The following is a 17,503-nucleotide window of genomic DNA, read 5'->3' as shown; positions in this document are numbered from 1 at the left end:
CGTCGTCATGTGGCATGTGCAGTGCCGAGGGACGACGTTGGCCCTCTGCGTGGGAAGCAAAAGCTGGTGCAGGTTACATGATGAAGCGGTTCTCGGAAACCGGGATTTTACGTTCCACCATGCGGACACCGACCCGGACGCGGCGGGGGTTCCGCGTCCGGTGGTGCAAGCCATGAGGACCGGGCCGGACAGATCGGTGTCCGTCGGTCAGTGGCGGGAAAGAGCGCCTTCGCCCGCCCCGCGGGGCACGTTGTCGGCCTCGTTGCCCACAGCGCTTACGGCTCATGCCCAGTGGTCATGCCACCGAAACCAGCGAGTTACGGCTACTTATGCGGCCCTCCGCATAAGCGCGAGGGGGATCATCCTACGGCCGTTCCGAACAACGCGCCGAGGGCGTACGTCACACCGGCGGCCGCGCCGCCGAGCGCCAGCTGCCGCAGACCGCTGTACCACCAGCTGCGCGCCGTCACCTTGGCCACCACCGCGCCGCACAGGAAGAGGCCGAGCAGCGCCACCAGCACGGCCGGCCACAGACTGTTCGCACCGAGCAGGTACGGCAGCACGGGCAGCAGGGCGCCCAGCGCGAAGGAGCCGAAGCTGGAGACGGCGGCCACGGTGGGCGAGGGCAGGTCGCCCGGGTCGATGCCGAGCTCCTCGCGGGCGTGGATCTCCAGGGCCTGCTCGGGGTCCCGGGACAGCTGGCGGGCGACCTCGCGGGCCAGCTCGGGCTCGACGCCGCGGGCCTCGTAGAGGGCGGCGAGCTCGGCCTCCTCGTCCTTCGGGTGCTTGCGCAACTCACGCCGCTCGACGTCCAGTTCGGCCTCGACCAGCTCGCGCTGGGAGGCGACGGAGGTGTATTCGCCGGCCGCCATGGAGAAGGCGCCGGCGGCCAGTCCGGCGAGGCCGGTGAGGACGACGGTCTGCTGAGCGACCGAACCGCCGGCGACGCCGGTCATGAGGGCGAGGTTGGAGACCAGTCCGTCCATCGCGCCGAACACCGCGGGACGCAGCCAGCCGCCGTTCACGTCGCGGTGCGTGTGGTTGTCGCGGTGCGCCTCGTGCAGCGCCGCCTCGGTATCGATGATGGCCATGCCTGTGCCCCCAGAGCGTCTTCTTTGGACAAGTTCTAGTCTTTGATGGTGCCCAATCTACGCCGCTCCAGTCCCGCCCGCCAGCAAGGAAAGGCTGGGCTAACCTGCGGTTTTGCTTCTCCCGACGGTGTGTGCGGAGGGGTGCGCGGATGCCGACCGGGTGACACCGGGGCGTGTGAGGCTGCGCCGGACACCGCACCGGGGACAGTTCCGCAAAGGGCTCGGCGCCCTTCTCGGGGCGCGCCTGAGAGGAGAGCCGCGTATGGCATCGACCGCCCGCATCCCCTCGCTCCCGGCGTCCGGCGACGCCCTCGGGCGCCGCGAACGGGCGCGCGGCGCGCTGCTCGGCCTGGCCGTCGGTGACGCGCTGGGTGCCCCGGCCGAGAACATGAAGCCCTCCGAGATCCGCGCGAAATGGGGCCGCATCACGGGCTACGTGAGCGAGCGCCCGGCGGGCACGGACGACACCGAGTACGCGATCTTCTCCGGCCTGCTGCTGGCCCGGCACGGCTCCGCCCTCACCCCCGCGCACGTCGAGGCGGCCTGGCACGAATGGATCGCGGACCGCGCCGAGGGACCCTTCCGCGGGGCCGGCTTCAGCGAACGCGGCACGCTGGAGAACCTGCGCCGCGGACTGGCCGCGCCCATCTCCGCCCAGCACCGGCACGCCTGGAGCGACGGGCTGGCGATGCGCGCGGCGCCGCACGGGGTGTTCGCGGCGGGCCGGCCCGACGAGGCGGCCCGGCTGGCGGCGGTCGACGGATCGGTCAGCCACGACGGCGAGGGCATCTACGGCGGCCAGGCGGTCGCGGCGGGCGTGGCGGCGGCGATGGCGGGGGCGCCGGTGGTCGCGGTGGTCGCCTCGGCGCTGGCGGTGGTGCCGGAGGACTCCTGGACCGCCCGCTGTCTGCGCCGCGCCGCGACCGCGGCCCACCTCGGCGAACGCGCGGTCCGCGCGGCGGTGGTGATCGGCGGCTACCCGTGGACCGACCTGGCGCCCGAGGCGGTCGCCCTCGCCTTCGGCGCGTACGCGGCGGCCGACGGGGACTTCGCACAGGCGGTGCTGACGGCCGTCAACATGGGCCGCGACGCCGACACGACGGCGGCGGTGGCGGGGGCGCTGGCCGGCGCGACCCAGGGTGTCGACGCCGTCCCGGCCGCCTGGGCGGCGGCCATCACCCCGGCCCGGGGCACCTGCCTGCCGGCCATGGCGGGCCACCACGTCCTGACCATCGCGGACCTCCTGACCCCGGAGACCCCCTCATGACCACACAGACCACCACCCCACAAACCCCACCCGCACCCGCACCCGCACCCGCACCCGCCGATGGTGATCAGGCCCCACAGGGGCCACCCGCACCCGACCCCGAAACCCGCACGGGTGGTGCGGGTGGGAACACCCGGGCCGAAGGCGCAGCCGAGGCCGGACTCCCCACACACTCGCCGCAGGCCTACGCCGAACCCCGCCCGCAGCCGCCGCAGGCAGCCCGCATCGAGGGCCTCCTCCTCGGCCTCGCCGCGGGCGACGCCGCCGGCTGGCCCGCCGCCCGCCACCGCGCCGCGCGCATGCCGGAGTGGACCAGACGCCTCACCCGGGAACTCGACACCTTCGCCGAACAGAACGCGACCACCACACTCCCCGTCCCGATCGCCCTCAACCAGCCCTCCGAACCCCTCCGCCTCGGCCCCTCCGACGACGCCGAATGGGCGGCCTTCTCCGCGGAGGCCGTGCTCCGCGCCGGCGACGAGACCGCCTTCGGCGACCTCAGCCGCGAACGCCGCACCCGCGCCGCCATCGACCTGACCTGGAACACCGTCGCGGGCGAGGTCGCCGCCGCGGCGAACCGCGCCCCCGAGACGGAGTCCGCCGTCCTCCCGCTGCGCGCCCGCATCTCCGTCCGCGCCGGCCTCGGCAACCTCGCCACCGGTCTGCGCCCGCCCGCCACCGGACACGACAACCCCCACTTCTTCGACGACGCGGCCTGCGTACGCGCCTGCGTCCTGGCCGTCGCCCACCCCGGCGACCCCCGCGCCGCCGCCGACCTCGCCGAGTTCGACGCCCGCTACACCCAGGACGGCGACGGCGTGCACGGCGCCCGCGCCATGGCCGCCGCCGTCGCCCTGGCCCTGGCCGGCGCGGATCCGGACGCCTGTGTGGCCGCGGCCCGCGCCGAGCTGCCCGAGGACACGGAGATCGGCCGCAACGCCCGGCACGCCCTGCAGCTCGCGGCGGACGCCGACAGCGCCTTCGCCCTCGTACCACCGCTGGAACACCAGATCGTCGACCACGTCTACAGCTACGGCGTCGCCGCCGCCGAGACCGTCCCCGTCGCCCTCGCCCTGACCACCGCCGCCCGCGGCAGAATCGCGGAGGCGGTCCCCGCGGCCGTCTGTCTGTCCCGGGTCGCGGACTCCGCCCCGGCGCTCGTCGGCGCCCTCACCGGCGCGCTGGGCGGCGGCGCGGCGGTCCCGGCGTCGTGGCGGGACAGCTGTCGCACCCTCTCCGGCTGTGTCCTTCCCCGGCTCACCGGAACGGACCTGGTGGAACTCGCCGGTCTCCTGGAAGCCGCCCATCCCGCCCCACCGGAGGGGATGATTCCGGCATGACGAGTCCATCAGCGCACCTCACCCGCCCCGGTGGCCCGCCCCTGGACGAGCGGATCACCGGCGCCCTCGTCGGGGCGGCCGTCGGCGACGCCCTCGGCGGGCCGGTCGAGGGGTACTCCCCCGAGCAGATCACCGAGCGCCACGGCGGGCGCGTCCACGGAGTGGTGGGCCCGTGGCACGGCGACGCCTGGCGCACCGCGCGCCCCGTCGCGCCGTACCACAAGGGCGACGGCCACGTCACCGACGACACCCTGATGACCCACGCGCTGGTCCGGGTGTACGCGACGGTCCGCGACCACCTGGACGCCTACGCCGTCGCCGCGCACCTGGTCCCGGACCTGATGACGAACCCGCGCTGGATCCCGGAACTGGAGGCGGAGACGATCCCGCTGCACCGGATCTTCCTCGCCGAGAAGTGGCTCGTGGCCCGCCTGCACTACGGTCACGTCGACCCGCGCGAGGCGGGCACCGGGAACATCGTCAACTGCGGGGCCGCGATGTACATGGCCCCGGTCGGACTGGTCAACGCCGCCCACCCGGCCGCCGCCTACGCCGAGGCGCTGGACGTCGCGGGGGCCCACCAGTCGTCGTACGGCAGGGAGGCGGCCGGTGTGTTCGCGGCGGCCGTGGCGGCGGCGTGCGCCCCGGGCGCGACGGCGGACTCGGTGGTCGCCGCGTGTCTGGCCCTGGCGAAGGACGGCACGCGGGAGGCGATCGAGAAGGTCTGCGAGGTGGCCGCGCGGCACTCCGACTTCGAGTCGGCGCTGCGTCCGCTGCGGGAGGCGGTGGCCCCGTACGACACCGTGGGCCCGGACTACCGCTCCCCGTCCCTGGGCGCCCGCCGGCCGTCCCGGCTGCACGCGATCGAGGAACTCCCGGTCGCGCTGGGCATGCTGGTGGTGGCGGGAGGCGACTTCCGGCACGCGGTGCTGGGGGCGGTGAACTACGGCCGCGACTGCGACTCCATCGCCACGATGGCCGGCGCCGTGTCCGGTGCCCTCGGTTCGCCCGTGCCCGAGGAGTGGGCCAAGACGGTGGCGGAGGCCAGCCGCCTCGACCTGTGGGAGCCGGCGGTCACCCTGACCGGGGTGACCCGCGAGGTCTTCGCGCGGGACGTGGACCGCCGTCGCGCCCACGAGCGGGCCTTCGCGGAACTGGGAGGCCCGGGGTGCTCCGACTGACCTGGGTCCAGCCGGAGGACCTGATCGGCCACGAGCTGCGCCAGGCCCGGCAGGACGGCCGCGAACCCTCGGCGGTCGCCGCCCGCTGGCGCGCGGCGGGCGGCCTTGAGGCGCCCCTGGCGGCGGGCGCCTCCCCCGCCCCGGCCTCCCCCTGCCTCCGCCTCCTGGCCGGCGACCTCCTGGACGAACTGGCCGATCTCCCCAGCACGCTGGCGGAGCACGAGCCCACGGACCTGTCCGGCATCGTCTCCCGGTGCCCCGACTGGCCGCCCGGAAGGACCGAACCCTCCCGCGCCGGAGTGAATGTTTCCCGTCTGGAAGCGGCCTGGCTGGGCAGGGCGGCCGGCTGTCTGCTGGGCAAACCGGTGGAGAAACTCCCCCTGCCCGCCATCCGCGCCCTGGCCCGCGCCACCGGCAACTGGCCCCTCACCACCTACTTCACCGCCCGCGGCGTCCCCGCGGACCTGCTCGCCCGACACCCTTGGAACCGCCGCTCCGCGACCACCTCCCTCGCCGAGAACATCGACGGCATGCCCGAGGACGACGACCTCAACTACCCGCTCCTCGCCCTGCTCCTCCTCAGGCGTCACGGCCGCGGCTTCACCACGACCGACGTGGCCCGCGTCTGGCTGGACGAACTCCCCGCCGGCCGCACCTTCACCGCCGAACGCGTCGCCTACCGTAACCTCCTGAGCGGGCTGGAACCCCCGCTGACCGCCCGCCACCACAACCCCTTCCGCGAGTGGATCGGCGCCCTCATCCGCGCGGACGCGCACGGGTGGACCAATCCCGGCGACCCGGCGGCCGCCGCCGCACAGGCCCACCGCGACGCGACGCTCACCCACACCGCCAACGGCGTCTACGCCGCGATGTTCGCGGCGGCCGTCATCGCCACCGCGGCCACCGGCGACCACGACGTCCACGCGTGCCTGCGCGCCGGCCTCACCGTCGTCCCGCCCCGCTCCCGTCTCGCCCGAGCCGTCCGGCACGCCGTCGGCCTGGCCCACGAGCACGCGGGCGCCGGCTTCGACACCGTCGTCGACGCCCTGCACGCCACGCACGCCGCCACCCACCACTGGGTGCACGCCGTCCCCAACACCGCCCTGATCGCCGCCGCCCTCACCCACGCGGACGGCGACTTCACCGGCTCCGTCTGCCGTGCGGTGTCCGGCGGCTGGGACACCGACTCCAACGGCGCGACCGCCGGCAGCATCGCCGGTCTCCTCGCCGGCAGGCCCGACGCCCTCCCCGAACGCTGGACGGCCCCGCTGAAGAACCGCCTGGCCACCTCCGTAGGCGGCTTCGACGGCTCCGGCTTCGACACCCTGGCCCGACTGACCCACCTGGAGGCCTCCCGCCCATGACGCCCACCGACCCCCCACTGACCGGCCTGCGCGTCCTGGACCTCGCCACCCTCTTCGCCGGCCCCCTCGCCGCGACCCTGCTCGGCGACTTCGGCGCGGACGTCGTCAAGGTCGAGCATCCGAGGAAACCGGACCCCTCCCGCGGCCACGGCCCGTCGAAGGACGGCATCGGCCTGTGGTGGAAGATGCTCGGCCGCAACAAGCGCACCATCACCCTCGACCTGTCCACGCCGGGCGGCCGGGCCACCCTGCTGCGCCTGGCGGGTACCGCCGACGTCGTCATCGAGAACTTCCGCCCCGGCACCCTGGAGAAGTGGGACCTGGGCTGGCCCGAACTGTCCGCCGTCAACCCCCGCCTGGTGATGGCCCGGGTCACCGGCTTCGGCCAGTTCGGCCCGTACGCGCACCGTCCGGGCTTCGGCACCCTCGCCGAGGCGATGAGCGGCTTCGCCGCGATCACCGGCGAACCGGACGCGCCGCCGACGCTGCCGCCGTTCGGTCTGGCCGACTCCATCGCGGGCCTGACCACGGCGTACGCGGTGATGACGGCGCTCGCCGCCCGCGACCGGACGGGCGAGGGCCAGGTCGTCGACATGGCGCTGATCGAACCGATCCTGACCGCGCTCGGCCCCCAGCCGACCTGGTACGACCAGCTCGGCCACGTCCAGCCGCGCACCGGCAACCGCTCCCAGAACAACGCCCCCCGCGGCACCTACCTCACCGCCGACGGCACCTGGGTCGCCGTGTCCACCTCGGCCCAGTCGATCGCCGAGCGGGTGATGGTGCTGGTGGGCCGCCCCGACCTGATCGACGAACCCTGGTTCGCCAGCGGGGAGGACCGGGCCCGGCACGCGGACGTCCTCGACGAGGCGGTCGGCGGCTGGATCGCCCGGCACACCCGTACCGACGTCCTGGCCGCCTTCGAGAAGGCGGAGGCGGCCGTCGCCCCCGTCCAGGACGTACGGGACGTCATGACCGACCCCCAGTACCAGGCCCTGGACACCATCACCACGGTCGACGATCCCGAGCTGGGCCCGCTGCGCATGCAGAACGTCCTCTTCCGGCTCTCCGCCACTCCCGGCGCGATCCGCTGGGCGGGCCGCCCGCACGGCGCCGACACCGACGCGGTCCTCACCGAGCTGGGCCTCACCCCGGCCGACCTCGCGGAACTGCGCGCGGAGGGCGCCCTGTGACGGGTTTCCCGCTGACCTGGCTGTACGCGCCCGGCGACCGGCCCTCCGTGGTGGCGAAGGCGCTCACCTCGGGGGCCGACGTGGTGGTGATCGACCTGGAGGACGCGGTCGCCCCCGACCGCAAGGCCTACGCCCGGTCGGCCACCGCCGAACTGCTGCGCGATCGCCAGCCCGTCCCGGTCCACGTCCGCGTCAACGCCCTGTCCGGTCCCTGGGGCCGCGCCGACCTCGCGGCCGTCGCCCCCGCCCGAGGGCTGTCCGGTCTGCGGCTGCCCAAGGTGTCCTCCCCCTCCGACGTCGTGCGGGTCGCGCGCCGGGTGGTCTCCGCGCGCGGCGGCGTGCCGCCCCTGCACGCGCTGCTGGAGACGGCCCTGGGCATCGAGCGCGCCCACGCGGTGGCCACCGCCCACCCCTCCCTGCGCGGCATCGCCATCGGGGAGGCGGACCTCCGCGCCGACCTGGGGGTACGCGACGACTCCGGCCTCGACTGGTCCCGCTCCCGGGTGGTCGTCGCCGCACGGGCGGCGGGCCTGCCCCCGCCCACCCAGTCCGTCCACCCGGACACCCGCGACCTGGACGGCCTCCTGGCCTCCTGCCTGCGCGGCCGCGCCCTGGGCTTCCTGGGCCGGGCCGCCATCCACCCCCGGCAGCTGCCGACCATCCGGCGGGCCTACCTCCCCACGGCGGAGGAGATCGAGCAGGCCGAGACCGTGCTCAAGGCGGCAGCCGTGACGCAGGGCGCCCAGGCCCTCCCCGACGGCACCTTCATCGACACCGCCGTAGTAGCGGCAGCCCACCGCACCCTGACCCTCTCCCGCACCCCCTGACCCCTCCCCGACGGCACCTTCATCGACACCGCCGTAGTAGCGGCAGCCCACCGCACCCTGACCCTCTCCCGCACCCCCTGACCCCTCCCCCGCCCCTGCACCAGCCCTCCGCACCCCCACACCACATCGCCTCCGCGCCCGACCCCCACCCTCCGCACCGCTCGCGCCCGACCCCCACCCTCCACACACTCCGCGGGCAGTCGTGCCGCTGGGGCGGCACGGGTGGGCGCGACGGCACCCCGTCGGCGCCGGGCCGCGCCGCACCCCCCGCCCAGCAAGAACCGAGGGCGCCCGGAAACCCCGGGCGCCCTCGGCGCAGTACAAGCGAGCGGTCAGCTCTTCTTCAGCGACCGGGCCCCGTCCGTCGAGTCCTCCGACTCCTTGAGGCCGCCCGATCCCTCGGCGTCTCCACCGTCACCGGTGTCCTCGGAGGTCTCCGAGTCCTTGGAGTCCTTGGAGTCCTTGGAGTCCTTGGAGTCCTTGGAGTCCTTGGAGCCGTTGCTGTCCTCCGAGTCCTCGGACCCCTCGGACTCACCGGCACCCGCCCCGGCCCCCGCCGCCCCGTCACCCTCACCACCGCCGGAGGCACCCGGCTCCACGACGTCCTCCCGCCCCGGCCGCTTCCGGGCCGACAGCACGATGTACAGCACCGCCAGCAGGAACACCAGGACCGACGTCCAGTTGTTCAGCCGCAGCCCCAGAATCTCGTGCGCCTCGTCGACCCGCATGTACTCGATCCAGAACCGCCCCGCGCAGTACGCGGCGACGTACAGCGCGAACGCCCGCCCGTGCCCGAGCTTGAAGCGCCGGTCGGCCCAGATCACGAGCACCGCCACACCGATGCACCACAGCGACTCGTACAGGAACGTCGGGTGGTACGTACCCGGGACCCGCCCGTCGGAGGAGGAGGTGATCTCCACCGCCCACGGCAGGTCCGTGGCCCGCCCGTACAGCTCCTGGTTGAACCAGTTGCCCCAGCGGCCGATCGCCTGCGCGAAGGCGATGCCCGGCGCCACGGCGTCGGCGTAGGCGGGCAGCGGGATGCCCCGGCGGCGGCAGCCGATCCAGGCGCCCAGCGCACCGAAGGCGATCGCGCCCCAGATGCCGAGGCCGCCCTCCCAGATCTTGAAGGCGTCCACCCAGTCACGGCCCTCGCTGAAGTACAGCTGGTAGTCCGTGATCACGTGGTACAGCCGGCCGCCGATCAGGCCGAAGGGCACCGCCCAGACAGCGATGTCGGCCACCGTGCCGGCCCGCCCGCCCCGGGCGACCCAGCGCTTGTTGCCGAGCCAGACGGCAACGAAGACGCCGATGATGATGCAGAACGCGTAGCCGCGCAGCGGAACGGGGCCGAGGTACAGCACCCCGCTCGACGGGCTGGGAATGTAGGCAAGTTCCATGGCAAGGTCGACGCTACCGTGCCGGACCGGCCGTGCGGCGGGCGGCCCGGCAACGGCTCCATAACAGGAACCCCCGGATTCCCCGGGGAGTCGGCGCTAGCCCTTGTTGGCGTCCTGCACCATCTGCTTCAGCTTCTGCGGGGTCATCGAGTTGTCCTGGTAGATGTTCTTGCCGTCGAGGAGCACGGTGGGCGTGCCGCCGAAGCCGCCCTTCTGGAACGCGTCGTTGGACTTGACGACCCAGCTGTTGTGCGTGCCGTCCTCGACGCAGGAGCGGAAGGCGGGGGTGTCGAGGCCGTCGACCTTGCCGGCCAGGTCGATCAGCTTGTCGTTGTCGGCGAAGGTGTCGTCGCGCTCCAGCGGCTGGTTGCGGAACAGCACGTCGTGGTACGCGGTGAACTTCCCGGCGTCCTGGGCGCAGGCCGCGGCGTTGGCCGAGGCGCGGGAGCCGGTGCCGCCCAGCGCGCCGTCGATCAGCGTGACCAGGTGGTACTCCACCTTGAGCCGGCCGGCGTCGGTCAGCTCGTGGATGGTGGGGCTGTAGGCCTCCTCGAAGGACTTGCAGGCCGGGCAGCGGAAGTCCTCCCACACCGTGAGCGTCGCCTTGGCGCCCGGCTCGCCGACCGGGATGGCGGTGCCGTCCTTGCCGAGGGCGCCGGAGGGCGCCACGACCGGGCCCGACGACGCGCTCTCGCCGTCGTCACCCCCGGAGTTGGCCGCGACGACCCCGATCACCGCCGCGAGCCCCAGGACACAGACCACGCTCGCGCCCACGATCAGGGCGCGGCGCCGCTTCTCCGCCGCCTTCTGCTTCTCGCGCTCGACCGCCAGCCGCTCCCGGGCGGTGCGCTTTCCCTCACGGTTCTTCTCGCTCACACCCCGCAGAACGAACCGGGGAGGCGCTCAGCGCCTCCCCGGTCCCAGGTCCACCCGTACGAGGGACTCGTACGACTACTCGCGTGGTCCCCGCCCGGTCACGCCCGTCCGCGTACGCCCTTGGCGAGGTCGCCGGCGAGCGCGCGGACGGCCTCGACGCCGGCCGCGTCGTCGGGGGCGTCCAGCATCCGCTTGACGAAGGCCGAGCCGACGATCACCCCGTCGGCGAAGCGGGCGACCTCGGCCGCCTGGGCGGGGTTGGAGACGCCCAGGCCGACGCAGACGGGGATGCCGGTGGTGGCGCGGGTGCGCCGCACCAGGTCCTCGGCCTGCGCGCCGACCGACTCGCGGGTGCCGGTGACGCCCATCAGGGAGGCGGCGTAGACGAAGCCGCTGCCGGCCGCGGTGATCTCGGCGAGCCGCTCGTCCCTGCTGCTGGGCGCGACCACGAAGACCGTGGCGAGCCCGTGCTTCTCCGCGTGCTCCCGCCACGGTCCCGACTCCTGCACGGGCAGGTCGGGCAGGATGCAGCCGGCGCCGCCCGCCTCGGCGAGCTCGGCGGTGAACCGTTCGACGCCGTAGCGGTCGACGGGGTTCCAGTAGGTCATGACGAGGATCGGCTTGCCGGTGGCCGCGTGCGCCTCGCGGACCGTGCGCAGTACGTCCGCGATCCGCACCCCGCCGCGCAGGGCGATGTCGTCGGCGGTCTGGATGACCGGGCCGTCCAGGACCGGGTCGCTGTGCGGCAGGCCCACCTCGACGACGTCGGCGCCGCCCTCCAGGGCGGCCTTGACCGCCTCGATGCCGCCGTCCACGGTCGGGAACCCGGCCGGGAGGTAGGCGATGAGGGCGGAGCGGCCCTCGGCCTTCGCCGCGGCGAGGGTGTCGTCCAGCAGTCGCACGTTGCCGCTCACTTGGCGTCCCCCTCGATCTCGGCGGTGCCGGCCTCGTCGGCGGCGACCTCGGCGTCGGTGTCGTACAGCCCGAAGTAGCGGGCGGCGGTGTCCATGTCCTTGTCACCGCGGCCGGACAGGTTGACGAGGATCAGCCCGTCCGGGCCCAGTTCCCTGCCGACCTCCAGGGCGCCGGCGAGGGCGTGGGCGGACTCGATGGCGGGGATGATGCCCTCGGTGCGCGACAGCAGGCGCAGGGCCCGCATGGCGGCGTCGTCGGTCACCGCGCGGTACTCGCCGCGGCCGCTGTCCTTGAGGTAGGAGTGCTCGGGTCCGATGCCCGGGTAGTCCAGTCCGGCCGAGATGGAGTACGGCTCGGTGATCTGGCCCTCGTCGTCCTGGAGGACGTAGGAGCGGGAGCCGTGCAGGATGCCGGGCTCGCCGGCGCTGAGGGTGGCCGCGTGCTCGCCGGTCTCGATGCCGTGCCCGGCCGGCTCGCAGCCGATGAGGCGTACGTCCGCGTCCGGGATGAAGGCGTGGAACAGGCCGATGGCGTTGGAGCCGCCGCCGACGCAGGCGATCGCGGCGTCGGGCAGCCGTCCGGCGCGCTCCAGGAGCTGGCGGCGGGCCTCGACGCCGATGACGCGGTGGAAGTCGCGGACCATCGCCGGGAAGGGGTGCGGGCCGGCGACGGTGCCGAACAGGTAGTGGGTGCGGTCGACGTTGGCGACCCAGTCGCGGAACGCCTCGTTGATGGCGTCCTTCAGGGTGCGGCTGCCGGACTTCACGGCGATGACCTCGGCGCCGAGCATGCGCATCCGCGCCACGTTCAGGGCCTGGCGCCGCGTGTCGATCTCGCCCATGTAGATCGTGCAGTCGAGGCCGAAGAGGGCGCAGGCGGTGGCGGTGGCCACGCCGTGCTGGCCGGCGCCGGTCTCGGCGATGACGCGGGTCTTGCCCATGCGCTTGGTGAGCAGGGCCTGGCCGAGCACGTTGTTGATCTTGTGCGAGCCGGTGTGGTTCAGGTCCTCGCGCTTGAGGAAGATCCGGGCGCCGCCCGCCTCCGCGGCGAAGCGGGGGACCTCGGTGAGCGCGCTCGGGCGGCCGGTGTAGTGGGCCAGCAGGTCGTCGAGTTCACGGGCGAACTCGGGGTCGGCCTTGGCCTTGTCGTACTCGACGGCCACCTCGTCGACCGCCGCGACGAGGGCTTCGGGGATGAACTTGCCGCCGAAGGCGCCGAAGTAGCCCTCGGCGCTGGGGACCTGCCCCTCCGGATCGGGGATGAAGAAGGTGCTGGGCATGCGTGAACCTCACGGTGAGTGTGTGTCGGGCACTGTTCGCCGTGGGGGCGGGGTGGTCGGCCGGCCTCAGGCCGTACGCGGCCGGTCGCGCTCGCGCGACGGAGTGGGATGTTCCGTGACAGCCCCGCGCCCCTGTGGGGCGCGCTGCCATCGCCGCCCGTTCACCTGTCCCGGTTCGTCGCCGATGACGTAGCGGACCCTGCGGCCGTGCACCCTGCGGGCGGGGGCACGGCAGCCGCGGGGCCGGCAGCCACGGGCGAGGCGGGAGATCGTCATCGGGGTCAGCCTACCGGCGGTTCAGCCGCGGCCGTGGCGCAGGGCCGGGTGCTCGCCCGCCGCCACCAAGTCGGAGACGGCCGTCCGGGGGTCCTTGCCGGTGACGAGGGACTCGCCGACCAGGACGGCGTCGGCGCCCGCGTTGGCGTAGGCGATGAGGTCGTGCGGGCCGCGGACGCCGGACTCGGCGACCCGGACCAGGTGGGCGGGGATCTCGGGGGCGACCCGTTCGAAGGTGCCGCGGTCGACCTCGAGGGTCTTGAGGTTGCGCGCGTTGACCCCGATGACCTTGGCGCCGGCGTCGACCGCGCGCTCGACCTCGTCCTCGTCGTGGACCTCGACGAGCGGGGTGAGCCCGATCGACTCGGCGCGCTCGATCAGCGACTCCAGGGCCGCCTGGTCGAGGGCCGCCACGATCAGCAGCGCGAGGTCGGCGCCGTACGCGCGGGCCTCCCAGAGCTGGTACGAGGTGACGATGAAGTCCTTGCGGAGCACGGGGATGTCCACGCGCGCCCGGACGGCCTCCAGGTCGGCCAGCGAGCCGCCGAAGCGGCGCTCCTCGGTGAGCACGGAGATGACGGCGGCGCCGCCCGCCTCGTAGTCGGCGGCCAGTGCGGCCGGGTCGGCGATCGCGGCCAGCGCGCCCTTGGAGGGGCTGGACCGCTTGACCTCGCAGATCACCTTGACGCCGTCGCCGCGCAGGGCCGCCACGCCGTCCTTGGCCGCGGGGGCCTTCGCCGCGCGCTCCTTGAGCTCGTCGAGGCTCACGCGCGCCTGCCGCTCCGCGAGGTCGGCACGGACTCCGTCGATGATCTCGTCGAGCACACTCACGCGAGCGGCCCCCTTCCTTGCGGTCGGTCTTCCGTGGTCACTGCGATGGTATCCGGAGCAGGGCGTTTGCCTCGCATCCGGCCGCTCCACGGTCCACTAGCTGGACATTCACCCGCTGGTCAAGGATGCAACCAGCCGCCGAACGGCAGGTTCCGGACAACGGTGAAGACCAGCAGCAAACCTCCCAGGGACCACAGGAGCACCGGGGGCGGGTCGATCCGCAGGGGCGGCCGGCCGCGTACCGCGCGGACCACCCAGACGGTCCACAGCACGGCGAAGCACGCATAGGCGAGCACGGCGAGGGCGTTGGCCTGCAGCGCGGCCGGCAGGTCGCCGTGGGCGACGGCGTGCGCGCTGCGCAGTCCGCCGCAGCCGGGGCAGTACAGGCCGGTGAGGTGCAGCAGCGGACAGACGGGGTAGTGGCCGGGCTCGTTGGGGTCGACGGCACCGACGTAGGCGAAGGCTCCGGCGACGGCGGCGAGGATCGCGGCGGGGACGGCCGGCCGGGCCGCCCGGCCGGCGCGGCGGGGCGCGCTGGGGCTGGGGGCGTTCACGGGGTGCATTGTGCCCCGGGAACGGGTCAGGGGCGGTTCGGGCTCCGCCGTGCGGGCCGCGCCGCCCCTGTCACGGGTGCAGGCCGGTACTCAGCCGCGGGCGGCGGCCGGGGCGTCCTCACCGGTGGTCCGGTGCACGGGGTGGGCGCTCTTCGGCTGGCCCATGCCCATCGAGCGCATGATGGCGCCGACGACACCGCCGAGGAGTACGACACCCATGCTCGCCCAGAAGCCCACCGGCTGGTCCATCACCATGAACGCGCCCGCGGCGCAGAAACCGATGAAGGCGATGATGACACCGGTCCAGGCGGCCGGGGTGTGACCGTGGTTGCTGCCCGCCATTGCATGCTCCTCGTTGCTGTGTACGTGTCTGAGCAGGGCGCTCGGCATCATTGTCCCGCACCCGGCCGTCCCGGGTGACCGGGGGTACCGGACGGGTGAGGGACGGTCGCGGGGACCCGTCAGGCCCCCGTCGGGTCCTCGCCCCGGTCGAGCGCCTTCCAGAGGTCCTCCGGACGGTCCGGGTCGACCCGCGCCGCCTGCTTCCGGCGGGGCCGCGCCGCCGCCCCGTCCCGCTCGTGGCGCCCGGACATCGCCGGCCACAGCCGCCCGTACCGCAGCGCCAGCAGCCCCGCCACCAGCAGCAGCGCGCCGCCCACCGCGGCGACGTACGGCCACGCCGTGTGGCTGAGGGCCTCCACCGTCGCCGACGTGTCGCCGGACGCCTTCGCCGCCTGCTCGTCCAGCGCCCCCCGGTCGGACGCCCCGAGCAGCGCCGCCGCGATGGTGCCCGCCCCGGAGAGGGCGAGCAGCGCGGCGACGGCGAGGCGGCCGGCCCGGCGGACGGCGAACACGGCGACGAGCGCGGCCAGGCCCACGACGGCCAGGGAGGCCGGGACGCCGGTGACGTCACTGCCCCGGGCGGTCAGCGGGAAGGGGCCTCCGGCCACCGTGACGGTGCCCTCGGACCACTGCTGCCGGGAGGCGAGCAGGGCCACGGCCGCGCCCAGGGCGCCGGACAGCAGGGCGACGGCGAGGGTGAGGCGGCTGGTCCGGGCGGAGCCGGCGGCCTCGGGACGGGGGGTGGGTACGGCAGTCACGCCCTCCACTATCGCCTGAACCCCGGGCGAACCGACAGCCGGGGGTTCGTCCCGGACGTCTCAGGCCGGCCGCAGCCGGTTCGCCGTGTGCACCGCGCGCAGCACCGCCGCCGCCTTGTTGCGGCACTCGGTGTCCTCGGCGACCGGGTCGGAGTCGGCGACGATCCCGGCCCCGGCCTGGACGTAGGCGGTTCCGTCCCGCAGCAGGGCGGTGCGGATGGCGATGGCGGTGTCGGAGTCCCCGGCGAAGTCGAGGTAGCCGACGCAGCCGCCGTACAGTCCGCGCCGGGACGGTTCGAGTTCGTCGATGATCTGCATCGCGCGGGGCTTGGGCGCGCCGGAGAGCGTGCCGGCCGGGAAGCAGGCGGTGAGCACGTCGAAGGCGGTGCGGTCGCCGGTGACCCGGCCGGTGACCGTGGAGACGATGTGCATGACGTGCGAGTAGCGCTCGATGGACATGAAGTCGACGACCTCGACCGAGCCGGGTTCGCAGACCCGTCCGAGGTCGTTGCGGCCCAGGTCGACGAGCATGAGGTGCTCGGCCCGCTCCTTGGGGTCGGCGAGGAGTTCGTCGGCGAGGGCCTGGTCCTCCTGCGGGGTGGCGCCGCGGTGCCGGGTGCCGGCGATGGGGTGGAGCATGGCCTGCCCGTCCTCGACCTTCACCAGCGCCTCGGGGGACGAACCGGCGACGTCGAAGCCGTCGAAGCGGAACAGGTACATGTACGGGGACGGGTTGGTGGCGCGCAGTACCCGGTAGACGTCGAGGGCGCTCGCCGTGCACGGGGTCTCGAACCGCTGGGAGGGGACGACCTGGAAGGCCTCCCCGGCGCGGATGCGTTCCTTGACGTCCTCCACGGCCTTCCGGAAGTCGGGGCCGCCCCACCGCGCGGTGTACCCGGGCAGTTCGGACGGGGGCAGCACGGCCGGGGGCTGCGCCACCGCGCGGGTCAGGTCGGCCTCCATGGCGTCGAGGCGGGCCACGGCGTCGGCGTACGCCTCGTCGACGCCGGTCTCCAGGTCGTTGTGGTTGATCGCGTTGGCGATCAGCCAGACGGATCCCTCCCAGTGGTCCATGACGGCGAGGTCGCTGGTGAGCAGCATGGTCAGCTCGGGGAGTCGCAGGTCGTCCCGTTCGCCGGGGCCGATCCTCTCCAGGCGGCGCACGATGTCGTAGCCGAGGTAGCCGACCATGCCGCCGGTGAAGGGCGGCAGGCCGAGGTCGTGGGTGAGGTCGCGCGGGGTGTGCAGGGCCTGGAGGGTGGCGCGCAGGGCGCCGAGCGGGTCGCCGTCGACGGGGACGCCGACGGGCGGGGTGCCCTCCCAGTGGGCCTGTCCGTCGCGTTCGGTGAGGGTGGCGGCGCTGCGGACGCCGACGAAGGAGTAGCGGGACCAGGACCGCCCGTTCTCCGCCGACTCCAGCAGGAACGTGCCGGGGCGTTCGCCGGCGAGCTTGCGGTAGAGCGCGACCGGGGTGTCGCCGTCGGCGAGGAGCTTGCGGGTCACCGGGACGACCCGGCGGTCGGTGGCGAGCTTGCGGAACGTCTCGAGGTCCATACCGGCCGACCCTACTGATCCGCGGCGGGGACGCCCGCCACCAGCACGTCGGCGTCGAAGCAGGTGCGGGCCCCGGTGTGGCAGGCCGCGCCGACCTGGTCGACCTTGACCAGCACGGTGTCCGCGTCGCAGTCCAGGGCGACCGACTTCACCCACTGGAAGTGGCCGGAGGTGTCGCCCTTGACCCAGTACTCCCGGCGGCTGCGCGACCAGTAGGTGCAGCGGCCGGTGGTGAGCGTGCGGTGCAGCGCCTCGTCGTCCATCCAGCCCAGCATCAGCACCTCACCGGTGTCGTACTGCTGGGCGATGGCGGGCAGGAGGCCGTCCGGGCTGCGCTTGAGCCGCGCGGCGATCTCCGGGTCGAGGCCGCCGGCGGGAGCACCGGGGCGCGCGGCGTCCTGGTGAGGAGGGGTGGCCGGGCGACGGGCGGGCGTGCTGGTCATGCGGACCATTGT

The 17,503-nt window shown here is 74.2% G+C and carries 18 protein-coding genes; 6 read left to right on the top strand and 12 right to left on the bottom strand.

What is annotated here, in order from left to right; all coding sequences use genetic code 11:
- Positions 1 to 359: 359 nt before the first annotated feature.
- The gene (locus IE172_RS04560) at positions 360 to 1,091 is read right to left on the bottom strand and encodes a VIT1/CCC1 transporter family protein (RefSeq protein WP_190095735.1); all 732 of its coding nucleotides are present in this window, start codon (positions 1,089 to 1,091) and stop codon (positions 360 to 362) included.
- Between the two features lie 262 nt (positions 1,092 to 1,353).
- On the opposite strand from IE172_RS04560, the gene IE172_RS04555 reads away from it, so the two are divergent.
- The 6 genes from IE172_RS04555 to IE172_RS04530 are packed head-to-tail and all read left to right on the top strand — an operon-like array spanning position 1,354 to position 8,263.
- Complete coding sequence (locus IE172_RS04555) at positions 1,354 to 2,358, top strand: ADP-ribosylglycohydrolase family protein (protein ID WP_190095734.1); 1,005 nt, start codon at positions 1,354 to 1,356, stop codon at positions 2,356 to 2,358.
- Positions 2,355 to 3,698, top strand: coding sequence for an ADP-ribosylglycohydrolase family protein (locus IE172_RS04550; protein WP_190095733.1), 1,344 nt, complete (start codon positions 2,355 to 2,357; stop codon positions 3,696 to 3,698). The genes IE172_RS04555 and IE172_RS04550 overlap by 4 nt, the downstream gene beginning before the upstream one ends.
- Positions 3,695 to 4,879, top strand: a complete 1,185-nt coding sequence (locus IE172_RS04545; protein ID WP_190095732.1) for an ADP-ribosylglycohydrolase family protein — start codon at positions 3,695 to 3,697, stop codon at positions 4,877 to 4,879. Before IE172_RS04550 ends, IE172_RS04545 begins: the two co-directional genes overlap by 4 nt.
- Positions 4,867 to 6,243 (top strand): ADP-ribosylglycohydrolase family protein, encoded by a 1,377-nt coding sequence (locus IE172_RS04540; protein WP_190095731.1) that lies wholly within the window; start codon positions 4,867 to 4,869, stop codon positions 6,241 to 6,243. The genes IE172_RS04545 and IE172_RS04540 overlap by 13 nt, the downstream gene beginning before the upstream one ends.
- The gene (locus tag IE172_RS04535) at positions 6,240 to 7,436 is read left to right on the top strand and encodes a CaiB/BaiF CoA transferase family protein (RefSeq protein WP_190095730.1); all 1,197 of its coding nucleotides are present in this window, start codon (positions 6,240 to 6,242) and stop codon (positions 7,434 to 7,436) included. The genes IE172_RS04540 and IE172_RS04535 overlap by 4 nt, the downstream gene beginning before the upstream one ends.
- Complete coding sequence (locus IE172_RS04530) at positions 7,433 to 8,263, top strand: HpcH/HpaI aldolase/citrate lyase family protein (RefSeq protein WP_190095729.1); 831 nt, start codon at positions 7,433 to 7,435, stop codon at positions 8,261 to 8,263. Before IE172_RS04535 ends, IE172_RS04530 begins: the two co-directional genes overlap by 4 nt.
- 332 nt (positions 8,264 to 8,595) lie before the next feature.
- On the opposite strand, the gene lgt is transcribed toward IE172_RS04530, so the two are convergent.
- The 11 genes from lgt to hisI all read right to left on the bottom strand — a co-directional run bounded on the left by lgt (position 8,596) and on the right by hisI (position 17,491).
- Complete coding sequence (lgt, locus tag IE172_RS04525; RefSeq protein WP_190095728.1) at positions 8,596 to 9,663, bottom strand: prolipoprotein diacylglyceryl transferase; 1,068 nt, start codon at positions 9,661 to 9,663, stop codon at positions 8,596 to 8,598.
- 96 nt (positions 9,664 to 9,759) lie between these two features.
- Positions 9,760 to 10,539 carry a DsbA family protein gene (locus IE172_RS04520; RefSeq protein ID WP_190095727.1) on the bottom strand — a complete coding sequence of 260 codons (780 nt, stop codon included), beginning with the start codon at positions 10,537 to 10,539 and terminating at the stop codon, positions 9,760 to 9,762.
- 98 nt (positions 10,540 to 10,637) lie between these two features.
- Complete coding sequence (trpA, locus tag IE172_RS04515; RefSeq protein WP_190095726.1) at positions 10,638 to 11,453, bottom strand: tryptophan synthase subunit alpha; 816 nt, start codon at positions 11,451 to 11,453, stop codon at positions 10,638 to 10,640.
- Complete coding sequence (gene trpB / locus IE172_RS04510; protein WP_190095725.1) at positions 11,450 to 12,733, bottom strand: tryptophan synthase subunit beta; 1,284 nt, start codon at positions 12,731 to 12,733, stop codon at positions 11,450 to 11,452. The genes trpA and trpB overlap by 4 nt, the downstream gene beginning before the upstream one ends.
- A 66-nt stretch (positions 12,734 to 12,799) precedes the next feature.
- Positions 12,800 to 13,009: a tryptophan biosynthesis modulator TrpM gene (trpM, locus tag IE172_RS35330; RefSeq protein WP_368858526.1), complete on the bottom strand. Its 210-nt coding sequence runs from the start codon at positions 13,007 to 13,009 to the stop codon at positions 12,800 to 12,802.
- A gap of 21 nt (positions 13,010 to 13,030) precedes the next feature.
- Complete coding sequence (gene trpC / locus IE172_RS04505; RefSeq protein WP_190095724.1) at positions 13,031 to 13,840, bottom strand: indole-3-glycerol phosphate synthase TrpC; 810 nt, start codon at positions 13,838 to 13,840, stop codon at positions 13,031 to 13,033.
- A 119-nt stretch (positions 13,841 to 13,959) separates the two neighbouring features.
- Complete coding sequence (locus IE172_RS04500) at positions 13,960 to 14,403, bottom strand: DUF2752 domain-containing protein (RefSeq protein ID WP_190095723.1); 444 nt, start codon at positions 14,401 to 14,403, stop codon at positions 13,960 to 13,962.
- Between the two features lie 81 nt (positions 14,404 to 14,484).
- Positions 14,485 to 14,736: an HGxxPAAW family protein gene (locus IE172_RS04495; protein ID WP_190095722.1), complete on the bottom strand. Its 252-nt coding sequence runs from the start codon at positions 14,734 to 14,736 to the stop codon at positions 14,485 to 14,487.
- Positions 14,737 to 14,855: 119 nt separating this feature from the next.
- Positions 14,856 to 15,503, bottom strand: a complete 648-nt coding sequence (locus IE172_RS04490) for a TIGR02234 family membrane protein (RefSeq protein WP_190095721.1) — start codon at positions 15,501 to 15,503, stop codon at positions 14,856 to 14,858.
- A 51-nt stretch (positions 15,504 to 15,554) separates the two neighbouring features.
- Positions 15,555 to 17,048, bottom strand: coding sequence for an anthranilate synthase component I (locus IE172_RS04485; RefSeq protein WP_190095720.1), 1,494 nt, complete (start codon positions 17,046 to 17,048; stop codon positions 15,555 to 15,557).
- Between the two features lie 11 nt (positions 17,049 to 17,059).
- Positions 17,060 to 17,491 (bottom strand): phosphoribosyl-AMP cyclohydrolase, encoded by a 432-nt coding sequence (hisI, locus tag IE172_RS04480; RefSeq protein WP_190095719.1) that lies wholly within the window; start codon positions 17,489 to 17,491, stop codon positions 17,060 to 17,062.
- Positions 17,492 to 17,503 lie beyond the last annotated feature (12 nt).

It is taken from the genome of Streptomyces griseoflavus (assembly GCF_014649995.1).
GTDB classification, from domain to species: Bacteria; Actinomycetota; Actinomycetes; order Streptomycetales; family Streptomycetaceae; genus Streptomyces; species Streptomyces griseoflavus.
Note: the sequence above shows the minus strand (reverse complement) of the source record. Positions and strands in the feature narration are given on the sequence as shown.